The organism is Malikia sp. (genome assembly GCF_028687635.1).
Taxonomy (GTDB): Bacteria; Pseudomonadota; Gammaproteobacteria; order Burkholderiales; family Burkholderiaceae_C; genus Malikia.
This window is the reverse complement of record NZ_JAQTZS010000001.1, coordinates 58603-76248: the sequence shown is the minus strand read 5'-3', so window position 1 is coordinate 76248 and position 17646 is coordinate 58603. Positions and strand designations below refer to the sequence as shown.

The window sequence follows — 17646 nt, the reverse complement described above, 5'->3', positions numbered from 1 at the left end:
GCCGGCGGCGGCTACACTCGCTCGCGTGTCACTGTTCAAATCCGCCTCCCTCGTCTCCCTGCTGACCCTGGCCTCGCGCATCACGGGTCTGGCGCGGGAGTTGCTGATCGCCTCCAGCTTCGGCGCCAGCGCGCTGACCGACGCCTTCAACGTCGCCTTTCGCATCCCCAACCTGCTGCGGCGCCTGTTCGCCGAGGGCGCCTTCAGCCAGGCCTTCGTGCCGGTGCTGGCCGCCAGCCGCGCCAGGGATGGCGACGACGCGACGCGCCAGCTGATCGACCAGGTCGCCACCCTGCTGGCCGTCGCGCTCACCTTCACCTGTGTCGTGGGCGTGGCGGCCGCGCCGGTGCTGGTCTGGCTGATGGCCTCGGGCCTGCAGCAGGACCCGCATGGCTTCGAGGTCGCGGTGGTGCTGACGCGCTGGATGTTCCCCTACATCGGCTTCATGTCGGGGGTCGCGCTGGCCGCCGGCATCCTCAACACCTGGAAGCGCTTCGCGGTGCCGGCCGCCACGCCGGTGCTGCTCAACCTGTCGATGATCGCGGCGGCGGCCTGGGGCGCGCCCTGGTTCGGCCGCCTGGGCATCGAGCCGATCTACGCGCTGGCGGGCGGCGTGCTGGGCGGCGGCATGCTGCAGCTGGGCGTGCAGCTGCCGGCCTTGAAGCGGCTGGGCCTGCTGCCGCGCCTGCGCCCCAGTCTGGCCGGGCTGCGTTCGGCCTGGGCGCATGCGGGTACCCGCCGCATCCTGGCGCTGATGGCGCCGGCGCTGCTGGGCGTGGGCGTGGCGCAGATCTCGCTGCTGATCAACACCCAGATCGCGTCCCATCTGCGCACCGGCAGCGTGAGCTGGCTGACCTATGCCGACCGCCTGATGGAGTTCCCGACCGCGATGCTGGGGGTGGCGCTGGGCGTGGTGCTCCTGCCCCAGCTCTCGGCGGCCAGGGCGTCAGGCGATGATGCGCGCTACAGCGGGCTGCTCGACTGGGGCCTGCGCTGGGTCGTGCTGCTGGCCATGCCCTGCGCGGTGGCCCTGCTGGGTTTTGGCCGCCCGCTGGTCGCGGTGCTCTACCACTACGGCGCCTTCCAGGCCATCGATGTGCAGCAGACCCAGCTCGCGCTGACCGGCTACGGCGTCGGCCTGCTCGGGCTGATCGCGCTCAAGGTGCTGGCGCCGGGCTTCTACGCCAGCCAGGACATCCGCACGCCGGTGCGCATCGCGATCGTGGTGCTGGTCTGCACCCAGCTCATGAACCTGCTGTTCGTGCCCTGGCTGGGGCATGCCGGGCTGGCGCTCTCGATCGGCCTGGGCGCGCTGCTCAATGCCGGCTGGCTGCTGTTCGGGCTGCTGCGCCGTGGTGCCTACCAGCCGCAGCCGGGCTGGCTGCGCTTTGGCCTGCGGGTCGCGGCGGCCAGCGCGCTGCTGGCGCTGTATCTGGTCTGGGCCGCTGGCGCCCTCGACTGGCTGGCTCTGGGCAAGGTCGAGCGCGTGCTCTGGCTCGCGCTGGCGGTGGCCGGATCGGCCTTGCTGTATTTCGGGGCACTGTTCGCGACCGGATTCAAGCTGCGTCAGTTCGTGCGGCGCTAGGAACGGTGCAAGTCCTTGGGTTCGAGCCGCCAGGGCGCACAGGCCTGCTGCAGTGTCGCCATGCCGCTTTCAAACTGCCGCAGCTGCGCCTCCAGTTCCGGGTCGTTGGCTCGGACCGCGTCCTCGAGCTGCCGGCAGGCCTGCACGAGCTGGCCCGCGCCTATGCTGCCAGCGGCGCCGCGCAGCTTGTGCAGCCGCTGTGCCGCCCGGTCTGGCTGACCTTGCGCGAGTTCGAGCGGCAGCTGCCGCCGGGTGAGGTCCAACTGGTGTGCCAGCATGTCGAGCAGCGTCAGGAAGAATTCCTTGTCGCCGTGGAACTCTTCCCGCATCCGCGCGACATCGATGCCGTCGATTTCGGGCCAGTCCGGGATCTCGGGTGATGAGTCGGGCGATGGCTCGTTCCGGTGCCCGCTGGCTTGCGCAGTCACGGCGGTGGCCGCGTCGGCCTGTCCCATCCAGCGTGACAAGGTTGCCACCATCAGTTCCAGCTCGATCGGCTTGCTCATGAAGTCGTTGGCGCCGACGGCCAGCGCCCGTTGGCGGTCCTCGGACAAGGCGCCGGCCGAGCAAACCACCACCGGCAGCTTGTCCAGGCCCAGTTGGTGGCGCAGCACCCCGATCGCGTCGAGCCCATTGAGCACGGGCATCTGCATGTCCATCAGCACCGCGTCGAAACCGTCGGGTTGCAGCATCAGCAGATCCAGCGCCTGACGGCCATTCATCGCGAGCGTGGTCGTGGCGCCTTCAAGCGTGAGCATCTGCTTGGCCGTGTACAGATTCATCTCGCTGTCGTCGACCACCAGGACATGGCAGCCCGCGAGTCGCTTGCCCGCCATGGTGGCCGTTGTCGCCTGTGCCGGGGGTTCCGAGCCGGCGCCAGCCTGGGACTGATCCAGCTCGAACGGCAACTCGAACCAGAAGCAGCTGTTCCTGTGCTCCTGGGAGTCCACCCCGATCGTGCCGCCCATCAGCTCGGTCAGGCGCTTGCAGATCGACAGACCCAGGCCGGTGCCGCCGAAGCGCCGCATCACGCTGTTGTCGGCCTGGGTGAAGGGTTGGAACAGCGTGGGCAGCTTGTCGGCCGCGATGCCGATGCCGGTGTCGCTCACCTCGAAGCGCAGCCGGCAGCGGCTGTCGTGGCGTTCCAGCAGGATGACGCGCACCGCCACGCTGCCGTGGGACGTGAACTTGATCGCATTGCTCGTCAGGTTCAGCAGGATCTGCGAGACGCGCAACGCGTCCCCGATCAGCTGCCAGTCACCCAGATCGGGCGCGTCCATGCTCAGCGTCAAGCCCTTGGCGCGCGCCGTGCTGTCGACGAGGCCTTTCATGTTCTCCATCAATTGCGCAAGCTGGAAGGGGCGCTGCTCCAGCGTCATCTGGCCCGCCTCGATCTTGGAGAAATCGAGGATGTCGTTGAGGTTGTGCAGCAGCAGATCGCCCGCGACGCGCAGGCGATGCACCAGGTCGCGCTGCTGCTGGTCGAGCTCGCCGCGCTGGAGCACCTGGGCCAGGCCCAGCATGGCATTGAGCGGCGTGCGGATTTCGTGACTCATGTTGGCCAGGAAGGCGCTCTTGGCGAGGTTGGCTGCCTCGGCCGCCTGCTTGGCCTCTTTCAGCGATTGCTCGATGCGCTTGATCCGGGTGATGTCGGTGCGAATCGCGATGTGCCGCTCGGGCTCGCCCTTCGCGTTCAGCAGGGGAACGATGGTGGAGTCGACCCAGTACAGCTGGCCCGCCTTGTCGCGGTTGCAGAGTTCGCCATGCCAGACCTCGCCCCGGCCGAGGGTGGCCCACATGTCCTCGAACAGGGCTGGCGGCTCCTGTCCTGAATTGATCAGCCGGTGGTTTCGCCCGAGAAGTTCTTCGCGCCGGTAGCCGCTGATGGCGCAGAACTTGTCGTTCGCGTAGGTGATGTCGCCCGCCGGGTCGGTGATCGTGACGATGGCGTGCTGGTCGAGGGCGAATTTCTGATGGTTCAGCTCGCTCAGGTTGGCTTCGTACTTGGCCAGCAATTGGCGCTGGAACCGGCTTGACTGCTCGCTGGCTTGCATGGCCTGGCTGTGCTGGTCGGTCTCTTGCGCGAGCGCGGTCTGGCAGCCCCGCAGGCGTCGCTGCAAGCGCAGGCCCCAGCCCAGCGAGGCCAGCAGCGTCAGCAGCAAGAGGCTGGCCAGCAGGCCGCCGAAGTCGCGCGGCGGCGTCGCCTGGGTTTCCTGCGCCGCGAAGGCAGCAGCCGTCAGCAGCCAGTTCCCGCAACCGAGGATGCGAACGCAGTGGGCGAGAGGACGGTTGCGCGCGCGCATCGGAGGCTTTCTGGGTGGCACGAGATCTGGTTTCGTGCCTGGGATGAAGCTGACCTCGACGAAGCACGGGCCCCGTCCGGACCCGTCGCTCGGCGCGTCGAGGGTGACAACGCCGCGTCAGCGCGGCGTTGTCCTGTGGTGGACCGCGTTCAGGCCACCACGACCTGCTCGCCCGCGCCCTGCTCGGCGATGCGGCCGATCTCGTAGACCTTCTCGCCGAGCTCGCGCAGCGTGGCAGCGGTGGCGGCTGCTTCTTCGGCCGCCACGACCACGACCATGCCGATGCCGTTGTTGAAGGTGCGGTTCATCTCGATGTCGTCGATGCCGGCGGTGGCCTGCAGCCAGGCGAACAGCTCGGTCTGCGGCCAGCTGCCCTTGACCAGGTGCGCGGCGGTGTCTTCGGGCAGCACGCGCGGGATGTTCTCGAGCAGGCCGCCGCCGGTGATGTGGGCCAGCGCCTTGATCGGGTGCTGGGCCAGCGCGGCCAGCACGTTCTTCACGTACAGGCGGGTCGGCGCCATGATGGCCTGCTTGAACGGCTGGCCGTCGAGCGTGGCGGGCACGCTGGCGGTGGCCTCGGCGCGCTCGATGCACTTGCGCACCAGCGAGAAACCGTTGGAATGCACGCCGTGCGAGCCCAGGCCCAGCACCACGTCGCCCGGCTTGACGCTCTGGCCGGTCAGGATCTTGGACTTCTCGACCGCGCCGACGGCAAAGCCGGCCAGGTCGTATTCACCGGCCGGGTACATGCCCGGCATCTCGGCGGTTTCGCCACCGATCAGCGCGCAGCCCGACAGCTCGCAGCCCTTGGCGATGCCGCCCACCACGGCCGCCGCGGTGTCGACATCAAGCTTGCCGCAGGCGAAATAGTCGAGGAAGAACAGCGGCTCGGCGCCTTGCACCAGCACGTCGTTGACGCTCATCGCGACCAGGTCGATGCCGACGGTGTCGTGCATGTTCCACTCGAAGGCCAGCTTGAGCTTGGTGCCCACGCCGTCGGTGCCGGAAACCAGCACTGGCTCCTGGTAGCGCTTGGGCACTTCGAACAGCGCGCCGAAGCCGCCGATGCCGGCCAGCACGCCTTCGCGCATGGTCTTCTTGGCCAGCGGCTTGATGCGTTCGACCAGTGCGTCGCCCGCGACGATGTCCACGCCGGCGTCTTTGTAGGAGATAGGAGTCGTTGTCATCAGATTACGCGGGAAACCTCGGCCTTCAGGCCGGGGAGGCAGAGCGCGTCGTGCGAGTAGCACGACCCTCTCCCGCTTCCTTTTTCGGTGAGCTCTGCTGTTGAAAGTAGCCATAGCCGTCGGCGCGTTGCAGCACCTGGCAATGGCGATGCGAAATACCCTGCACCACCTCGGTGCCGGTCTGGATGTTGAAGTTGCCGCTGGCTCGGACCGCCACGCGGCCACGGTGCGTGCCCGCTTTTTTGCCTTTAGGCACCTCGGCGCGCACCAGATCGCCGGTGGCAAAACCCTTGACCCGCTTGGTGCGCATCAGGTAGCCGCGCGGGAAACCGTACTGATTCAGGCGCGTGCGCTGGTAGCTGCCGCGCCCGGTGCATTTGAGGGTCAGCGCCGGCTGGCCCCAGTCCGTGACGACGTTCACGTCGCCGACACAGACCGCATCGAGCGCATGCGTCTTCGGCAGGCCGAGCCGGGGCCGGTTGTATTTCGTGCGCCCGCCCGACGCGGTTTCGACCGGCAAGCCCGTCGCCGTCAAGGCCTGCACCAAAGCCCGGCGCGTGCTGTTGACGGCGGCGGCATCCTTGAGGGGGCGCTTGAGTTGGGCCTGAATGCGCGCCAGCCGGGCCTGGTCGGTCACGAAGACCTCGACCGGCAGGGCATCCTTGTTCTGGTTGCAGGGGGCGCACGCCAGCGTCAGGTTGCTCACGCGGTTCGTGCCGCCACGCGCCTTGGGGTGGATGTGCTCGACCTGCAGCGGCACGCCGGTGGCGTCGCAGTAGGCGCACTTTCGACCCCACTTCTCCAGCAGGTACTCGCGCACTTCGTAGCCGGCGAGGGTGCCTTGGCTGTACTGCGCGCCCTCGATGTCCGGGTTGTCCAGCGCCTGCGTGTCAAAGCGCACCAGCTCGCTGGAGAGTGCCGCCACCGGCGTCCAGCGCTGGAGCCGCTTGACCCAGGCCAGTGTCGTATCGACGCGGTGCTGCAGCGACGGCGCCAGCCAGCCCTTCGGTTTGCGCCGATTGAGGAAGCGCGGCGCCCGATAACGCAGGTTGCCACGCCGACGACGGCGCATGGCCCGACGCGCGGTCAGCGCTTCGGAGATCTGCTGGCCCCGGTGCACCAGCTCGGACAGGTTCAGCACCGCCGCGCCGCGCTGAATCTCGCCCGTGTTGGCATCGACTTGCTCGGTGTCGCGCATCAGCGCCAGTCCCGTACCTTTGCTGCCCGGGTCGAGCTTCAGGCGCAGCGGCTGCAAGGCGCAGTCGCCCAGCCCACGGTCCACGAGCCGGATGACAAACGGCACCAGCCGATGCACGCGCGCGCGACCGCGCTCGAGCAGCAGCCGGGCTCGTTTCTCGGAACAAGGCATCAGCGGCTTGCCGCTTCGATCCAACACATACACTGACAAGTCAGCTTCCTTAAAACAATGCCGTCTTTACGGCAGTCAGCCCTTACGGGCCTGGTGACGCGGGTCTTTCGACCCGGCTCCCCTCGACCAGGTTGTGCAGCAGGTGGCGCTCACGCGCCGGTCGCCGCCCGTTTCGTGCTGACCCGAAGCGTGTCTGCAGCGGCAATTTCCAGAGCCTGGCGCTGAGGAAGCACGCCAGGGTGGGTCTACTTCTTCTGCACAACGCAAGTGCCTTGCGGTGCTCGGTCTGGTCAATCTCAGGCTCGCGGGGCGTCAACCTCGCAAGCCTCGGCCTTCAGGCCGGGGTGGTTGACGTGGGTAAGCCCGATAGAATTTGCGAGATTTTACGGCCGACCCGCCATGTCCATCCACAACTTCCCATGCAACTGAGCATCCGCCGGGTCCGATTTCCGGCTGGGAGGCTGCTGGCTGCAGCATTGCCGGGGTGGTTTTTCCTGTCCGCGGTCCTCGACCGCCTACCCCCACTCAAGCCATGACCATGCGGCAACTCGTGTTGGACATGGGCCTGTCGCCCGTGCCCTCGCTGGACAATTTCGTCGCCGGCCGCAATGCCGGCCTGCTCGAGCACCTGCGGGTCTGGTCGCGCAATCCGATGCGTTCGCCGGTGCCGACCTTCATCTGGGGCGGCGCTGGCAGCGGCAAGACCCACCTGCTGCAGGCCACCTGCGCGGCGCTGCGCGAGCGCGGCGTGCGGGTCGGCTGGATCGACCCCAGCGTGATGGCACCGCCCGAGTTCGACGATGCCTGGGGCGCGGTGATCTTCGACGACTGCCAGCAATACTCGGCCATGCAGCAGGCCATGGCCTTCAACTGGTTCATCAACGCCCAGTCGCCACGGCGCGGCGCGGCGCGCTGGGTGCTGGCCGCCGCCGACTGCCCGCCGGCCGACCTGGCGCTGCGCGAGGATCTGCGCAGTCGCCTGGCCTGGGGCGATGTGTTCCAATTGTTGCCCCTGGACGATGTCGAGCGCCGCGCCGTCCTGCGCCGCGCCGCCGACCTGCGCGGCATGTTCCTGAGCGACGAGGTGATGGATTTCATGCTCAACCGTTTCTCGCGCGACCTCAGCAGCCTGATGCTGCTGCTCGAGACGCTGGACGACTATGCCCTGCGCACCCAGCGCGCCATCACCATTCCCCTGATCAAGGCCATGCTCGAAAACGAGTGAGGCCACCCGACCAAGAGTTGCACGCCATGAAACTGGCCCTTTTCGATCTGGACCACACGCTACTGCCGATAGATTCGGACTATTCGTGGGGTCAGTTCACCACCCGCATCGGCTGGACCGATCCGGTCGAGTTCACCCGCCGCAACGACGAGTTCTTCGCCCATTACCAGGCTGGCACGCTCGACGTGCACGACTATGTGCGCTTCGCGACCGAGGCCGTGCGCCGCCATCGCCCCGACGAGGCCGCCGCCGCGCACGAGCGCTTCATGGCCGAGGTGATCCGGCCCAACCTGCGGCCGCAGGCGCTTGAGCTGGTGCGGCGCCACCGCGACGCCGGCGAGCAGGTCGTCATCATCACCGCGACCAACGAGTTCGTCACGCGCCCGATCGCGCAGGCCTTCGACGTGACCGAGCTGATCGCGATCGAGCTCGAACGCGGCCTGGATGGCTGGTACAGCGGCGAGATCCGCGGCACGCCCTCGTTTCGCGAGGGCAAGGTCGCGCGCCTGCGGCAGTGGCTGGCCGCGCGCGGCCTGGACTGGGACGACTGCGACATGACCTTCTACTCCGACTCGACCAACGACCTGCCGCTGCTCGAACGCGCCCACCACCCGGTCGCCACCAACCCCAGCACCGCCCTGCGCGCGATCGCGCAACAGCGCGGCTGGCCCATCCTCGACCTGTTCCCCGAATCCGCATGATCAAGACCTTCATCGACAAACTGCTTGGCAAGAACGGCCAGGGCAAGGGCGCCAAGCACCAGTTCGGCAAGCGCGAGGACGTGCCGGCGACGGTGCATGGCATCGATCCCTCGCTGGTCGACGGTCGCGCGCTCGACGTGGTGCACACGCTCAAGAGCGCCGGCTTCGAGGCCTATGTCGTCGGCGGCGCCGTGCGCGACCTGCTGCTGGGCCTGCGGCCCAAGGACTTCGACGTCGCGACCAATGCCACGCCCGAGCAGGTCAAGGGCCTGTTCCGGCGCGCCTTCATCATCGGGCGGCGCTTTCGCATCGTGCATGTGATCTACGGTCGCGGCCGCGAGCACGAGATGATCGAGGTCTCGACCCTGCGTGCCCACCTCGACAGCGCCGACGCCGAACAGGTCAGCGGCAACGAGCGCAGCAGCAAGACCGCGCTGGCCGGCATGAAGCACGCGGTCGACGCCAGCGGCCGGGTGCTGCGCGACAACGTCTGGGGCCCGATCGAGCAGGACGCCGCGCGGCGCGACTTCACGATCAACGCGATGTATTACGACCCCGAGACCGAGACCGTGGTCGACTTCCACCACGGCATCCGCGACGCCAACAAGCGCGTGCTGCGCATGATCGGCGACCCGGCGGCGCGCTACCGCGAGGACCCGGTCCGCATCATCCGCGCGGTGCGCTTCGCCGCGAAATTGAGCGGACTCGGCTTCCAGTTCGAGGCCAAGACCCGCTCGGCCATCCTGCCGTCCCTGAGTCTGCTGGCCGATGTGCCGCAGAGCCGTCTGTTCGACGAGATGCTCAAGCTGCTGCAGACCGGCCACGCGCTGGCCAGCGTCGAGCAGCTCAAGTCCACCGGCCTGGCCAAGGGCATATACCCGCTGCTGGAGCTGGTGGTGGAGCGCGCCGAGGACCCCTTCGTGCGCTCGGCGCTGCAAGATACCGACCGCCGCGTCGGCGAGGGCAAGCCGGTCGCGCCCAGCTTCCTGCTCGCCTGCGTGCTCTGGAGCGATGTGCGCGAGGGCTGGACCCGGCGCCAGAAAGCCGGCCTGCCGCCGTTCCCGGCGCTGCAGGAGGCGGTCGACGAGGTGTTCGAGTCGCGCATCGGCGATGTCTCGGGCCGCGGCAAGCTCGGCGCCGACATGCGCGAGATCTGGACCATGCAGCCGCGCTTTGACAAGCGCACCGGGGTCACGCCGTTCTCGCTGGCCGAGCAGCCGCGTTTTCGCGCCGGCTTCGATTTCCTGCGCCTGCGGGCCCAGGTCGGCGAGCTCGACGAGGAACTCGCGCACTGGTGGGAGACCTTCAGCACCGCGAGTGACGCGGTGCGGCGCGACATGATCGACGAGATCCGGCTGGAGCAGCAACGCGCCAAGGGCAAGCCGCGTGCCAAGGCTGGGGAGGCCAAGGTCGGCGAGACCAAGGCCAGCCGCAGCGGCGGGTGCGTGTTTCGCCAGCAGGCCGAGGACGAGCTGCCGCCGGTCGACGGAGCCGCATCCGCCCTGGCTGACAGCGAGCTGCCGTTCGAATCCGAAGCGGGCGAGGGCGTCGATGGCGCGCCGGCCAAGAAGCGCCGCCGCCGTCGCCGCAAGCCCAACGCCGGCGGATCCGGCGCCGCCGAGTCCGGCGGCCAGGAACCCGGCTCCGACGCATGAGCAGGCTCGTCACAGCCTACATCGCGCTGGGCGCCAACCTGGGTGATGCGCGCGCGACCGTGCGCGCTGCCCTTGCGGCGCTCGACGGCCTGCCGCGGACCCGCCTGCTGCGGGCGTCCGGGCTCTATCGCACCGCGCCCTGGGAAGCCAGCGGCCCCGACTTCATCAACGCCGTGGCGGTGGTCGAGACCGGGCTCGACGCGCATGAGCTGCTGCGCGCGCTGCAGGCGCTCGAACTGCAGGCCGGGCGCGAGCGGTCCTACCGCAACGCGCCGCGCACGCTCGATCTCGATCTGCTGCTGCATGGCGATGCCATCATCGATACGCCCGAGCTGATCGTGCCGCACCCGCGCCTGCGCGAGCGTGCCTTCGTGCTGGTGCCGCTGGCCGAGATCGCGCCCGCACTCGTGACTCAGGCCGATCTGCAGGCTGTCGCCGACCAGGCCATCGAGCGGCTCTGATCCGTCAGCGGCCGCTCAGGGCGCCAGCCGTTCGCGCAGCCAGCCGTCGGCCTGCTGGGTGTAGCGCAGCCGGTCATGCAGCCGGCTCTTGCGGCCCTGCCAGAATTCCCAGCGGTCCGGCACCAGCCGGAAACCACCCCAGTGCGGCGGGCGCGGCGGCCTGAGCAGGAACTGGGCGCCATATTTGGCGGCGTTCGTCACCAGCAGGGTGCGGTTCGGGATCACCTGGCTTTGCGGGCTGGCCCAGGCGCCGATCCGGCTGTCGAGCGGGCGGCTGTGGAAATACTCGTCGCTTTCCTCGGCGCTGACGCGCTCGACCCGACCCTCGATGCGCACCACCCGTTCGAGCTCGACCCAGTGGAACTGCAGCGCGGCCCAGGGGTTGCCGGCGAGCTCGCGGCCCTTGCGGCTGTCGTAGTTGGTGTACCAGACGATGCCGCGCTCGTCGTAGCCCTTGATCAGCACCACGCGCGTGCTCGGGCGCAGGTCGCCGCCGACGGTGGCGACCGTCATCGCATTGGGCTCGGGGATCTCGCCCTTGATGGCTTCGTGCAGCCACTGGTCGAACTGCTGCATGGGGTCGGCGTGCGAGGCATGCTCGTTGAGCTCGGCGCGCTCGTAGCTCTTGCGTAGGTCGGCGATCTTCATGGCTGCCAGTATAGGCAGGCCGGGCAGGGCCGGCCGTAAAATCCCCCACTTCACAGTCCGGATTTCGCCATGACCGCTGCCAAGCCCCCGACCGCCCTCGACCTGCGCGCCTGCGCCCAGAAAGCCGAAACCCTGTCCGGCCAGGCGCCGCTGGCCGCCTTCGCGCGCCTGATCGAGGACCTGCCCGAGCTGGACTCGCTGGCGCCGGTGCGCTGGAGCGCGCAGGCCGAATTTCGCCAGCCGCTGGGCGAGCTGACGCCCGAGGTCGACCGCGGCGTCGTGCCCGAGGCCCAGCTCTGGCTGCACCTGCAGGCCAGCGCCGAGGTGCCGCAGACCTGCCAGCGCTGCCTGTCGCCCTACGCGCAGCCGGTCGAGGTCGACCGCTGGTTCCGCTTCGTCGCGAGCGAGGAAATCGCGCTGACCGAGGACGACGAGTGCGAGGAAGACCTGCTGGTGTTCGAGCCGCGGCTGGACCTGGTCGCGCTGCTGGAAGACGAGCTGCTGATGGAGCTGCCGCTGGTGCCGATGCACGAGCAATGCCCCGAGCCGGTGCGCATGAGCGCGGGCGAACTGCCCGCCAGCGTCGAGGAGGAAAAGCCCCATCCCTTCGCCGCGCTGGCCTCGTTGAAGGCCCGTGCAAGCAAGGATTGACCCCCTTCCTGACAAGTCGCTATAATTCGACGTTTCGCGCTGGCCTGAAAAACTGTTTTCATGGGGCTGGTGCAGCCATCTACTCATTTTCGATAGGAGCCGATCATGGCCGTCCAGCAAAACAAAAAGTCCCCTTCCAAGCGCGGTATGCACCGTTCGCACAATGCCCTGAACGTGCCGGGCATTGCCGTGGAAGCCACCACCGGTGAAACCCACCTGCGTCACCACATCAGCCCGAACGGCTTCTACCGTGGTCGCCAGGTCCTGAAGAACAAGTCCGAGGCCTGATCGGCGCTGACGCGCCATCGTCCTCGCACGGTTCGTCCGAGGCAAAGCCCGCATCACTGCGGGCTTTTTTTATCCTGATGCTGCCACCTTGAGGACGCTGGAATGATCACCATCGCGGTCGATTGCATGGGCGGAGACTTCGGCCCCGCAGTCACCTTGCCGGCCTGTGCCGCCTTTCTTGCCTCGCACCCGGACGCCCGTCTGCTGCTGGTCGGTCTGCCCGAGGCCCTGGCCAAGCTGCCGGCGGCCATGGACCAGGCCCGCATCCAGGTCATCGCCGCCAGCGAGGTTGTCACGATGGACGACCCGCTGGAGGTGGCGTTGCGGCGCAAGCGCGATTCGTCGATGCGCGTCGCCATCACGCAGGTCAAGGACGGCGCCGCCCAGGCCGCGGTCTCGGCCGGCAACACGGGGGCCTTGATGGCGATCGCGCGCTTCGTGCTCAAGACGCTCGATGGCATCGACCGGCCGGCGATCGCGGGCCAGATGCCCAACGTCACCGGCGGCGCGACCACCATGCTCGACCTCGGCGCCAACGTCGATTGCACGGCCGAGCACCTGCTGCAGTTCGCCGTCATGGGTTCGGCCCTGGTGGTCGCGATCAGTGGCAAGGAGTCGCCCACGGTCGGCCTGCTCAACATCGGCGAGGAGGCGATCAAGGGTAACGAGGTCATCAAGCGGGCCGGCGCCTTGCTGCGCGCCGCCGCCGCCAATGGCGACCTCAACTTCCAGGGCAACGTCGAGGGCAACGACATCTTCAAGGGCGTGGTCGACCTGGTGGTCTGCGACGGCTTCGTCGGCAACGTCGCGCTCAAGAGCAGCGAGGGTCTGGCCAGCATGGTCAGCACCTTGATCAAGCAGGCGTTCGGCCGCAATATCCTGACGAAGATGGCCGCCATCGTGGCCTATCCGGTGCTGGCGGCCTTCAAGCGCCGGGTGGATCACCGGCGCTACAACGGCGCGGCGCTGCTCGGCCTGCGCGGCCTGGTGTTCAAGAGCCATGGTTCGGCCGACGCCTTCGCCTTCGAGCAGGCGCTGGCGCGCGCGTATGATGCTGCCCACAATCAGTTGCTCGACAACGTGAAGGCGCGCATCGCCCATGCGGCACCGCTGATGGTGGCCGCCACAGCCTGAAACGCTGCTGGCGTCCCGGGCCAGACCAACCCAGACCGAACATGAGACGCTATTCCCGCATTACCGGTACCGGCAGCTGCCTGCCGCCGCGCCGACTGACGAACGCCGACATGGTCGGCCTGCTGGCCGAGCGCGGCATCGAGACCAGCGACGACTGGATCGTCGCCCGCACCGGCATCCGTGCCCGCCATTACGCCGACGAGGGCGTCAATGCCAGCGACCTCGGCTTGCAGGCCAGTCTGAAGGCGATCGAGGCCGCTGGCTGCCAGATCAGCGACATCGACCTGATCATCGTCGCGACCTCGACCCCCGACATGGTCTTTCCCTCGACCGCGTCCATCCTGCAGCGCAAGCTGACCGAGGCAGCGCAGGCGCAGGGCCAGCCTGGCGCGGCCGGCGGCGCCGCCTTCGATGTGCAGGCGGTCTGCAGCGGCTTCATCTACGCGCTGACCATTGCCGACGCGATGATCCAGACCGGCGCCGCGACCCGCGCGCTGGTGGTGGGCGCCGAGGTGTTCTCGCGCATCCTGGACTTCAACGACCGCACCACCTGCGTGCTGTTTGGCGACGGCGCCGGCGCCGTGGTGCTCGAAGTGGCCGAACATGACGGCAGCGGCCCGGGCGTGCTGGCCAGCGACATTCACGCCGATGGCCGCCACACCGGCATCCTGTGCGTGCCGGGCACCGTCAGCGGCGGTCAGGTGCTGGGCGACCCGCTGCTCAAGATGGACGGCCAGGCCGTGTTCAAGCTCGCGGTCGGCCTGCTGGAGAGCGCCGCCAAGGCCGCGCTGGCCAAGGCCGGCCAGACCGAGGCCGACGTCGACTGGCTGGTGCCGCACCAGGCCAACCTGCGCATCATCCAGAGCACGGCGCGCAAGCTCAAGCTGTCGATGGACAAGGTGATCGTGACGGTCGACCAGCATGGCAACACCTCGGCCGCCTCGATCCCGCTCGCGCTCGACGAGGGCGTGCGCAGCGGTCGCCTCCAGCCCGGCCAGACCGCCATGCTCGAAGGGGTGGGCGGCGGCTTCACCTGGGGTGCGGTGCTGCTGCGTCTGTGAAAAAAGACAAGACCGTACAGAAAGCCAACATGAGTCAATTCGCATTCGTTTTCCCCGGCCAGGGTTCCCAGTCGGTCGGCATGCTCGACGCCTGGGGCGATCACCCCGTCGTGCGCGAGACGCTCCAGGAAGCCTCCGACGCGCTCGGCGAGGACATCGGCCAGCTGATCCACGCCGGCCCCAAGGAAGCGCTGGCGCTGACCACCAACACCCAGCCGGTCATGCTGGTCGGCGCGGTCGCCGCCTGGCGCGTCTGGCAGGCCGAGGGCGGCGCGCCGCCGGCCGCGGTCGCCGGCCACTCGCTGGGCGAATATTCGGCGCTGGTCGCCGCCGGCTCGCTGACGCTGGCCCAGGCCGCGCCGCTGGTGCGCTTTCGCGCCCAGGCCATGCAGGACGCGGTGCCGGTCGGCGCCGGCGCCATGGCGGCCATCCTGGGCCTGGACCCCGAGGCGGTCAAGCTCGGTTGCGCCGAGGCGCAGGCCCTGTTCACCGCCGACAGCGGCGAGGTGGTCGAGGCCGTCAACTTCAACGACGCGGCGCAGACCGTGATCGCCGGCAGCAAGGCCGCGGTCGAGAAGGCCTGCGAGGTGCTCAAAGCCAAGGGCGCCAAGCGCGCGCTGTCGCTGCCGGTCTCGGCGCCGTTCCACTCCAGCCTGATGAAGCCGGCAGCCGAGCGCTTGAAGCAGAAGCTGGCCGAGACGGCCTTTGCGCTGCCGCAGATTCCGGTGCTCAACAACATCGACGTCGCGGTCGAGACCGAGGTCGAGCGCATCCGCGATGCGCTGTACCGCCAGGCCTTCGGCCCGGTGCGCTGGGTCGAGACCGTGCGCGCGCTGAAAGCCCATGGCATCAGCCACATCATCGAATGCGGTCCCGGCAAGGCGCTGACCGGCATGGTCAAGCGCATCGACGCCGAACTGGTCGCCGCCGCCATCAACGACCCGGTCACGCTGGCCGAAGTCAAGGCCCTGCTGGCCTGAAGGAGTGAACATGTCTGAACACCAAAACAAGGCCCAGGTCGCACTGGTCACGGGCGCTTCGCGCGGCATCGGCGCGGCGATCGCGCTCGAACTGGCCCGCCAGGGCTACCAGGTCATCGGCACCGCCACCTCGGACGAGGGCGCGGCCAAGATCGGTACCGCCCTGGCCGCCTTCCCGGGCTGCCGTGGCGCCAACCTCAACGTCAACGATGTCGCCGCTGGCGAGGCACTGATCGACGCCATCGTCAAGGAGCAGGGCGGCTTGCAGGTGCTGGTCAACAACGCCGGCATCACGCGCGACACCCTGGCCATGCGCCTGAAGGACGAGGATTGGGACGCGGTGCTCGACACCAACCTCAAGGCCGTCTTTCGCATGAGCCGCGCCGTGATCCGTCCGATGATGAAGCAGCGCTATGGCCGCATCATCAGCATCACCAGCGTGGTGGGCGCCTCGGGCAACGCGGGTCAGGCCAACTACGCCGCCGCCAAGGCTGGCGTCGCCGGCATGACGCGGGCGCTGGCGCGCGAGCTCGGCAGCCGCAACATCACCGTCAACTGCGTGGCCCCCGGCTTCATCGAGACCGACATGACCGGCTCGCTGCCCGAGGCGCAGCAGCAGGCGCTGCTCAACCAGATTCCGCTCGGACACCTGGGCAAGCCGGCCGATGTCGCGCATGCCGTGGCCTTCCTCGCCAGCCCGCGCGCGGGCTATGTCACGGGCCAGGAATTGCATGTCAACGGCGGCATGTTCATGGCCTGACGGGCGCCTGATCCCGAATCGGATAACATCACCCCCGGCTAGCCGCCAGGGGCTGGACCGTGGTCAGCGACACAGTTGCAGAACTGGCGGAGCCGGCCCGGCTAAAATGGCGGCACAGTTTTCAACCACCCTCAGAGGGAAATATGAGCGATATCGAAGCACGCGTGAAGAAAATCATTGCCGAACAACTCGGCGTGGAAGAGTCCCAGGTGACCAACGAGAAGTCCTTCGTGGCTGATCTGGGTGCTGACTCCCTCGACACCGTGGAGCTGGTGATGGCCCTGGAAGATGCCTTCGGTATCGAAATTCCGGACGAAGACGCCGAAAAGATCACCACGGTGCAAAACGCCATCGACTACGCAGTCGCCAACAAGAAGTAAGTATCCATGAGTCGCCGCCGTGTCGTCGTGACCGGTCTGGGCTGTCTCTCCCCCGTGGGTAACACGGTGGAGGCAGCTTGGGCCAACCTGCTCGCTGGTCAGTCCGGCATCGATTTGATCACCAAGTTCGATACCAGCAACTTTGCCTGCAAGATCGCGGGTGAGGTCAAGGGCTTTGACCTGGAGTCCTACATCAGCGCCAAGGAAGCGCGGACGATGGACAGCTTCATCCACTACGGCATTGTCGCGGCCGCTCAGGCCGTCGCCGATGCCGGTCTGCCCACGGGCGACGCGCTGGGTGAGGAAGAGGCCACGCGCATCGGTTGCGTGATCGGCTCGGGCATCGGCGGCTTGCCCCTGATCGAGAACACCCGTGACGAACTGGTGAGCCGCGGCCCGCGCCGCATCTCGCCTTTCTTCGTCCCGGCCTCGATCATCAACATGATCGCGGGCCATGTGTCCATGCGTTTCGGCTTCAAGGGGCCGAACCTCGCCGTGGTCACCGCCTGCACCACCGGCCTGCACTGCATTGGCGAGGCCGGTCGCATGATCGAATACGGCGACGCCGACGTGGTGGTCGCCGGCGGCTCCGAAGCCACGGTGTCGCCGCTGGGCGTGGGTGGCTTCGCGGCCATGCGCGCCTTGTCGACCCGCAACGACGATCCCAAGACCGCGTCCCGTCCCTGGGACAAGGACCGCGACGGTTTCGTGCTGGGCGAGGGCGCTGGCGTGATGGTGCTGGAAGAGTACGAGCACGCCAAGGCGCGCGGCGCCAAGATCTACGCCGAGCTGCTGGGCTACGGCATGAGCGCCGACGCCGGCCACATGACGGCGCCGAACATGGACGGCCCGCGTCGCGCCATGCTCAACGCGCTGCGCAATGCCGGCGTCAATGCCGAGCAGATCCAGTACCTGAACGCGCACGGCACCTCGACCCCGTTGGGCGACATCAACGAGACCAACGCGATCAAGGCGGCGCTGGGCGACCACGCCAGGAAGATCGTCGTGAACTCGACCAAGTCGATGACGGGTCACCTGCTGGGCGGCGCCGGCGGCATCGAAAGCATCTTCACGGTGCTGGCGCTGCACCACCAGATCAGCCCGCCGACGATCAATATCTTCAACCAGGACCCCGAGTGTGACCTGGATTACTGCGCCAACCAGGCGCGCGAGATGAAGATCGACTATGCGCTGAAGAACAACTTCGGCTTCGGCGGCACCAACGGTTCGCTGGTGTTCAAGCGCGTCTGATTTCGCC

Annotated in this window: 17 protein-coding genes; 13 read left to right on the top strand and 4 right to left on the bottom strand. The window is 68.1% G+C overall.

The genetic code is table 11. The features are described from left to right. Positions 1-25: 25 nt before the first annotated feature. Positions 26-1585: a murein biosynthesis integral membrane protein MurJ gene (gene murJ, locus PHR85_RS00385; protein ID WP_300049151.1), complete on the top strand. Its 1560-nt coding sequence runs from the start codon at positions 26-28 to the stop codon at positions 1583-1585. On the opposite strand, the gene PHR85_RS00380 is transcribed toward murJ, so the two are convergent. From PHR85_RS00380 to iscB, 3 genes are all read right to left on the bottom strand, one after another. Then, positions 1582-3888 (bottom strand): ATP-binding protein, encoded by a 2307-nt coding sequence (locus PHR85_RS00380; RefSeq protein WP_300049149.1) that lies wholly within the window; start codon positions 3886-3888, stop codon positions 1582-1584. The two genes, murJ and PHR85_RS00380, sit on opposite strands and share 4 nt — an antisense overlap. 149 nt (positions 3889-4037) lie before the next feature. Next, complete coding sequence (purM, locus tag PHR85_RS00375) at positions 4038-5075, bottom strand: phosphoribosylformylglycinamidine cyclo-ligase (RefSeq protein ID WP_300049147.1); 1038 nt, start codon at positions 5073-5075, stop codon at positions 4038-4040. 25 nt (positions 5076-5100) lie between these two features. Next, on the bottom strand, positions 5101-6477 hold the full coding sequence (iscB, locus tag PHR85_RS00370; RefSeq protein WP_300049572.1) for an RNA-guided endonuclease IscB: 1377 nt from the start codon (positions 6475-6477) through the stop codon (positions 5101-5103). Between the two features lie 505 nt (positions 6478-6982). Between iscB and hda the strand changes: the two genes are divergently transcribed. The 4 genes from hda to folK are packed head-to-tail and all read left to right on the top strand — an operon-like array spanning position 6983 to position 10486. Further along, positions 6983-7669 (top strand): DnaA regulatory inactivator Hda, encoded by a 687-nt coding sequence (hda, locus tag PHR85_RS00365; RefSeq protein WP_300049145.1) that lies wholly within the window; start codon positions 6983-6985, stop codon positions 7667-7669. A gap of 26 nt (positions 7670-7695) precedes the next feature. After that, positions 7696-8370, top strand: a complete 675-nt coding sequence (locus PHR85_RS00360; RefSeq protein WP_300049143.1) for an HAD family phosphatase — start codon at positions 7696-7698, stop codon at positions 8368-8370. Continuing rightward, positions 8367-10025: a polynucleotide adenylyltransferase PcnB gene (gene pcnB / locus PHR85_RS00355; RefSeq protein ID WP_300049141.1), complete on the top strand. Its 1659-nt coding sequence runs from the start codon at positions 8367-8369 to the stop codon at positions 10023-10025. Before PHR85_RS00360 ends, pcnB begins: the two co-directional genes overlap by 4 nt. Further along, positions 10022-10486: a 2-amino-4-hydroxy-6-hydroxymethyldihydropteridine diphosphokinase gene (folK, locus tag PHR85_RS00350; protein WP_300049139.1), complete on the top strand. Its 465-nt coding sequence runs from the start codon at positions 10022-10024 to the stop codon at positions 10484-10486. The genes pcnB and folK overlap by 4 nt, the downstream gene beginning before the upstream one ends. A gap of 15 nt (positions 10487-10501) precedes the next feature. Here folK and pdxH read toward each other — a convergent pair whose 3' ends face one another. Then, complete coding sequence (gene pdxH, locus PHR85_RS00345) at positions 10502-11134, bottom strand: pyridoxamine 5'-phosphate oxidase (RefSeq protein ID WP_300049137.1); 633 nt, start codon at positions 11132-11134, stop codon at positions 10502-10504. A 69-nt stretch (positions 11135-11203) separates the two neighbouring features. On the opposite strand from pdxH, the gene PHR85_RS00340 reads away from it, so the two are divergent. From PHR85_RS00340 to fabF, 8 genes are all read left to right on the top strand, one after another. Beyond that, a complete protein-coding gene (locus PHR85_RS00340) occupies positions 11204-11785 on the top strand; it encodes a DUF177 domain-containing protein (RefSeq protein ID WP_300049135.1) in 582 nt (193 codons plus the stop codon). A 105-nt stretch (positions 11786-11890) separates the two neighbouring features. Then, on the top strand, positions 11891-12073 hold the full coding sequence (rpmF, locus tag PHR85_RS00335; RefSeq protein ID WP_273927260.1) for a 50S ribosomal protein L32: 183 nt from the start codon (positions 11891-11893) through the stop codon (positions 12071-12073). 102 nt (positions 12074-12175) lie between these two features. Further along, a complete protein-coding gene (gene plsX / locus PHR85_RS00330; protein ID WP_300049131.1) occupies positions 12176-13207 on the top strand; it encodes a phosphate acyltransferase PlsX in 1032 nt (343 codons plus the stop codon). Positions 13208-13248: 41 nt separating this feature from the next. Beyond that, the gene (locus PHR85_RS00325) at positions 13249-14268 is read left to right on the top strand and encodes a beta-ketoacyl-ACP synthase III (protein ID WP_300049129.1); all 1020 of its coding nucleotides are present in this window, start codon (positions 13249-13251) and stop codon (positions 14266-14268) included. Positions 14269-14297: 29 nt separating this feature from the next. After that, positions 14298-15248: an ACP S-malonyltransferase gene (gene fabD, locus PHR85_RS00320; RefSeq protein ID WP_300049127.1), complete on the top strand. Its 951-nt coding sequence runs from the start codon at positions 14298-14300 to the stop codon at positions 15246-15248. A 10-nt stretch (positions 15249-15258) separates the two neighbouring features. Then, on the top strand, positions 15259-16008 hold the full coding sequence (gene fabG / locus PHR85_RS00315; RefSeq protein ID WP_300049125.1) for a 3-oxoacyl-ACP reductase FabG: 750 nt from the start codon (positions 15259-15261) through the stop codon (positions 16006-16008). A gap of 143 nt (positions 16009-16151) precedes the next feature. Continuing rightward, entirely contained in the window at positions 16152-16388 is a 237-nt protein-coding gene (gene acpP, locus PHR85_RS00310; RefSeq protein ID WP_300049123.1) for an acyl carrier protein, read from the top strand. A gap of 6 nt (positions 16389-16394) precedes the next feature. Further along, positions 16395-17639: a beta-ketoacyl-ACP synthase II gene (gene fabF / locus PHR85_RS00305; RefSeq protein WP_300049121.1), complete on the top strand. Its 1245-nt coding sequence runs from the start codon at positions 16395-16397 to the stop codon at positions 17637-17639. Positions 17640-17646: the final 7 nt, after the last annotated feature.

Coding starts and splice junctions, on each gene's coding strand:
- fabD (WP_300049127.1), top strand. CDS start 14,298: ATGAGTCAATTCGCATTCGTTTTCCCCGGCCAGGGTTCCCAGTCGGTC.
- rpmF (WP_273927260.1), top strand. CDS start 11,891: ATGGCCGTCCAGCAAAACAAAAAGTCCCCTTCCAAGCGCGGTATGCAC.
- PHR85_RS00325 (WP_300049129.1), top strand. CDS start 13,249: ATGAGACGCTATTCCCGCATTACCGGTACCGGCAGCTGCCTGCCGCCG.
- hda (WP_300049145.1), top strand. CDS start 6,983: ATGCGGCAACTCGTGTTGGACATGGGCCTGTCGCCCGTGCCCTCGCTG.
- folK (WP_300049139.1), top strand. CDS start 10,022: ATGAGCAGGCTCGTCACAGCCTACATCGCGCTGGGCGCCAACCTGGGT.
- acpP (WP_300049123.1), top strand. CDS start 16,152: ATGAGCGATATCGAAGCACGCGTGAAGAAAATCATTGCCGAACAACTC.
- purM (WP_300049147.1), bottom strand. CDS start 5,075: ATGACAACGACTCCTATCTCCTACAAAGACGCCGGCGTGGACATCGTC.
- PHR85_RS00380 (WP_300049149.1), bottom strand. CDS start 3,888: ATGCGCGCGCGCAACCGTCCTCTCGCCCACTGCGTTCGCATCCTCGGT.
- pdxH (WP_300049137.1), bottom strand. CDS start 11,134: ATGAAGATCGCCGACCTACGCAAGAGCTACGAGCGCGCCGAGCTCAAC.
- fabF (WP_300049121.1), top strand. CDS start 16,395: ATGAGTCGCCGCCGTGTCGTCGTGACCGGTCTGGGCTGTCTCTCCCCC.
- pcnB (WP_300049141.1), top strand. CDS start 8,367: ATGATCAAGACCTTCATCGACAAACTGCTTGGCAAGAACGGCCAGGGC.
- fabG (WP_300049125.1), top strand. CDS start 15,259: ATGTCTGAACACCAAAACAAGGCCCAGGTCGCACTGGTCACGGGCGCT.
- plsX (WP_300049131.1), top strand. CDS start 12,176: ATGATCACCATCGCGGTCGATTGCATGGGCGGAGACTTCGGCCCCGCA.
- PHR85_RS00340 (WP_300049135.1), top strand. CDS start 11,204: ATGACCGCTGCCAAGCCCCCGACCGCCCTCGACCTGCGCGCCTGCGCC.
- PHR85_RS00360 (WP_300049143.1), top strand. CDS start 7,696: ATGAAACTGGCCCTTTTCGATCTGGACCACACGCTACTGCCGATAGAT.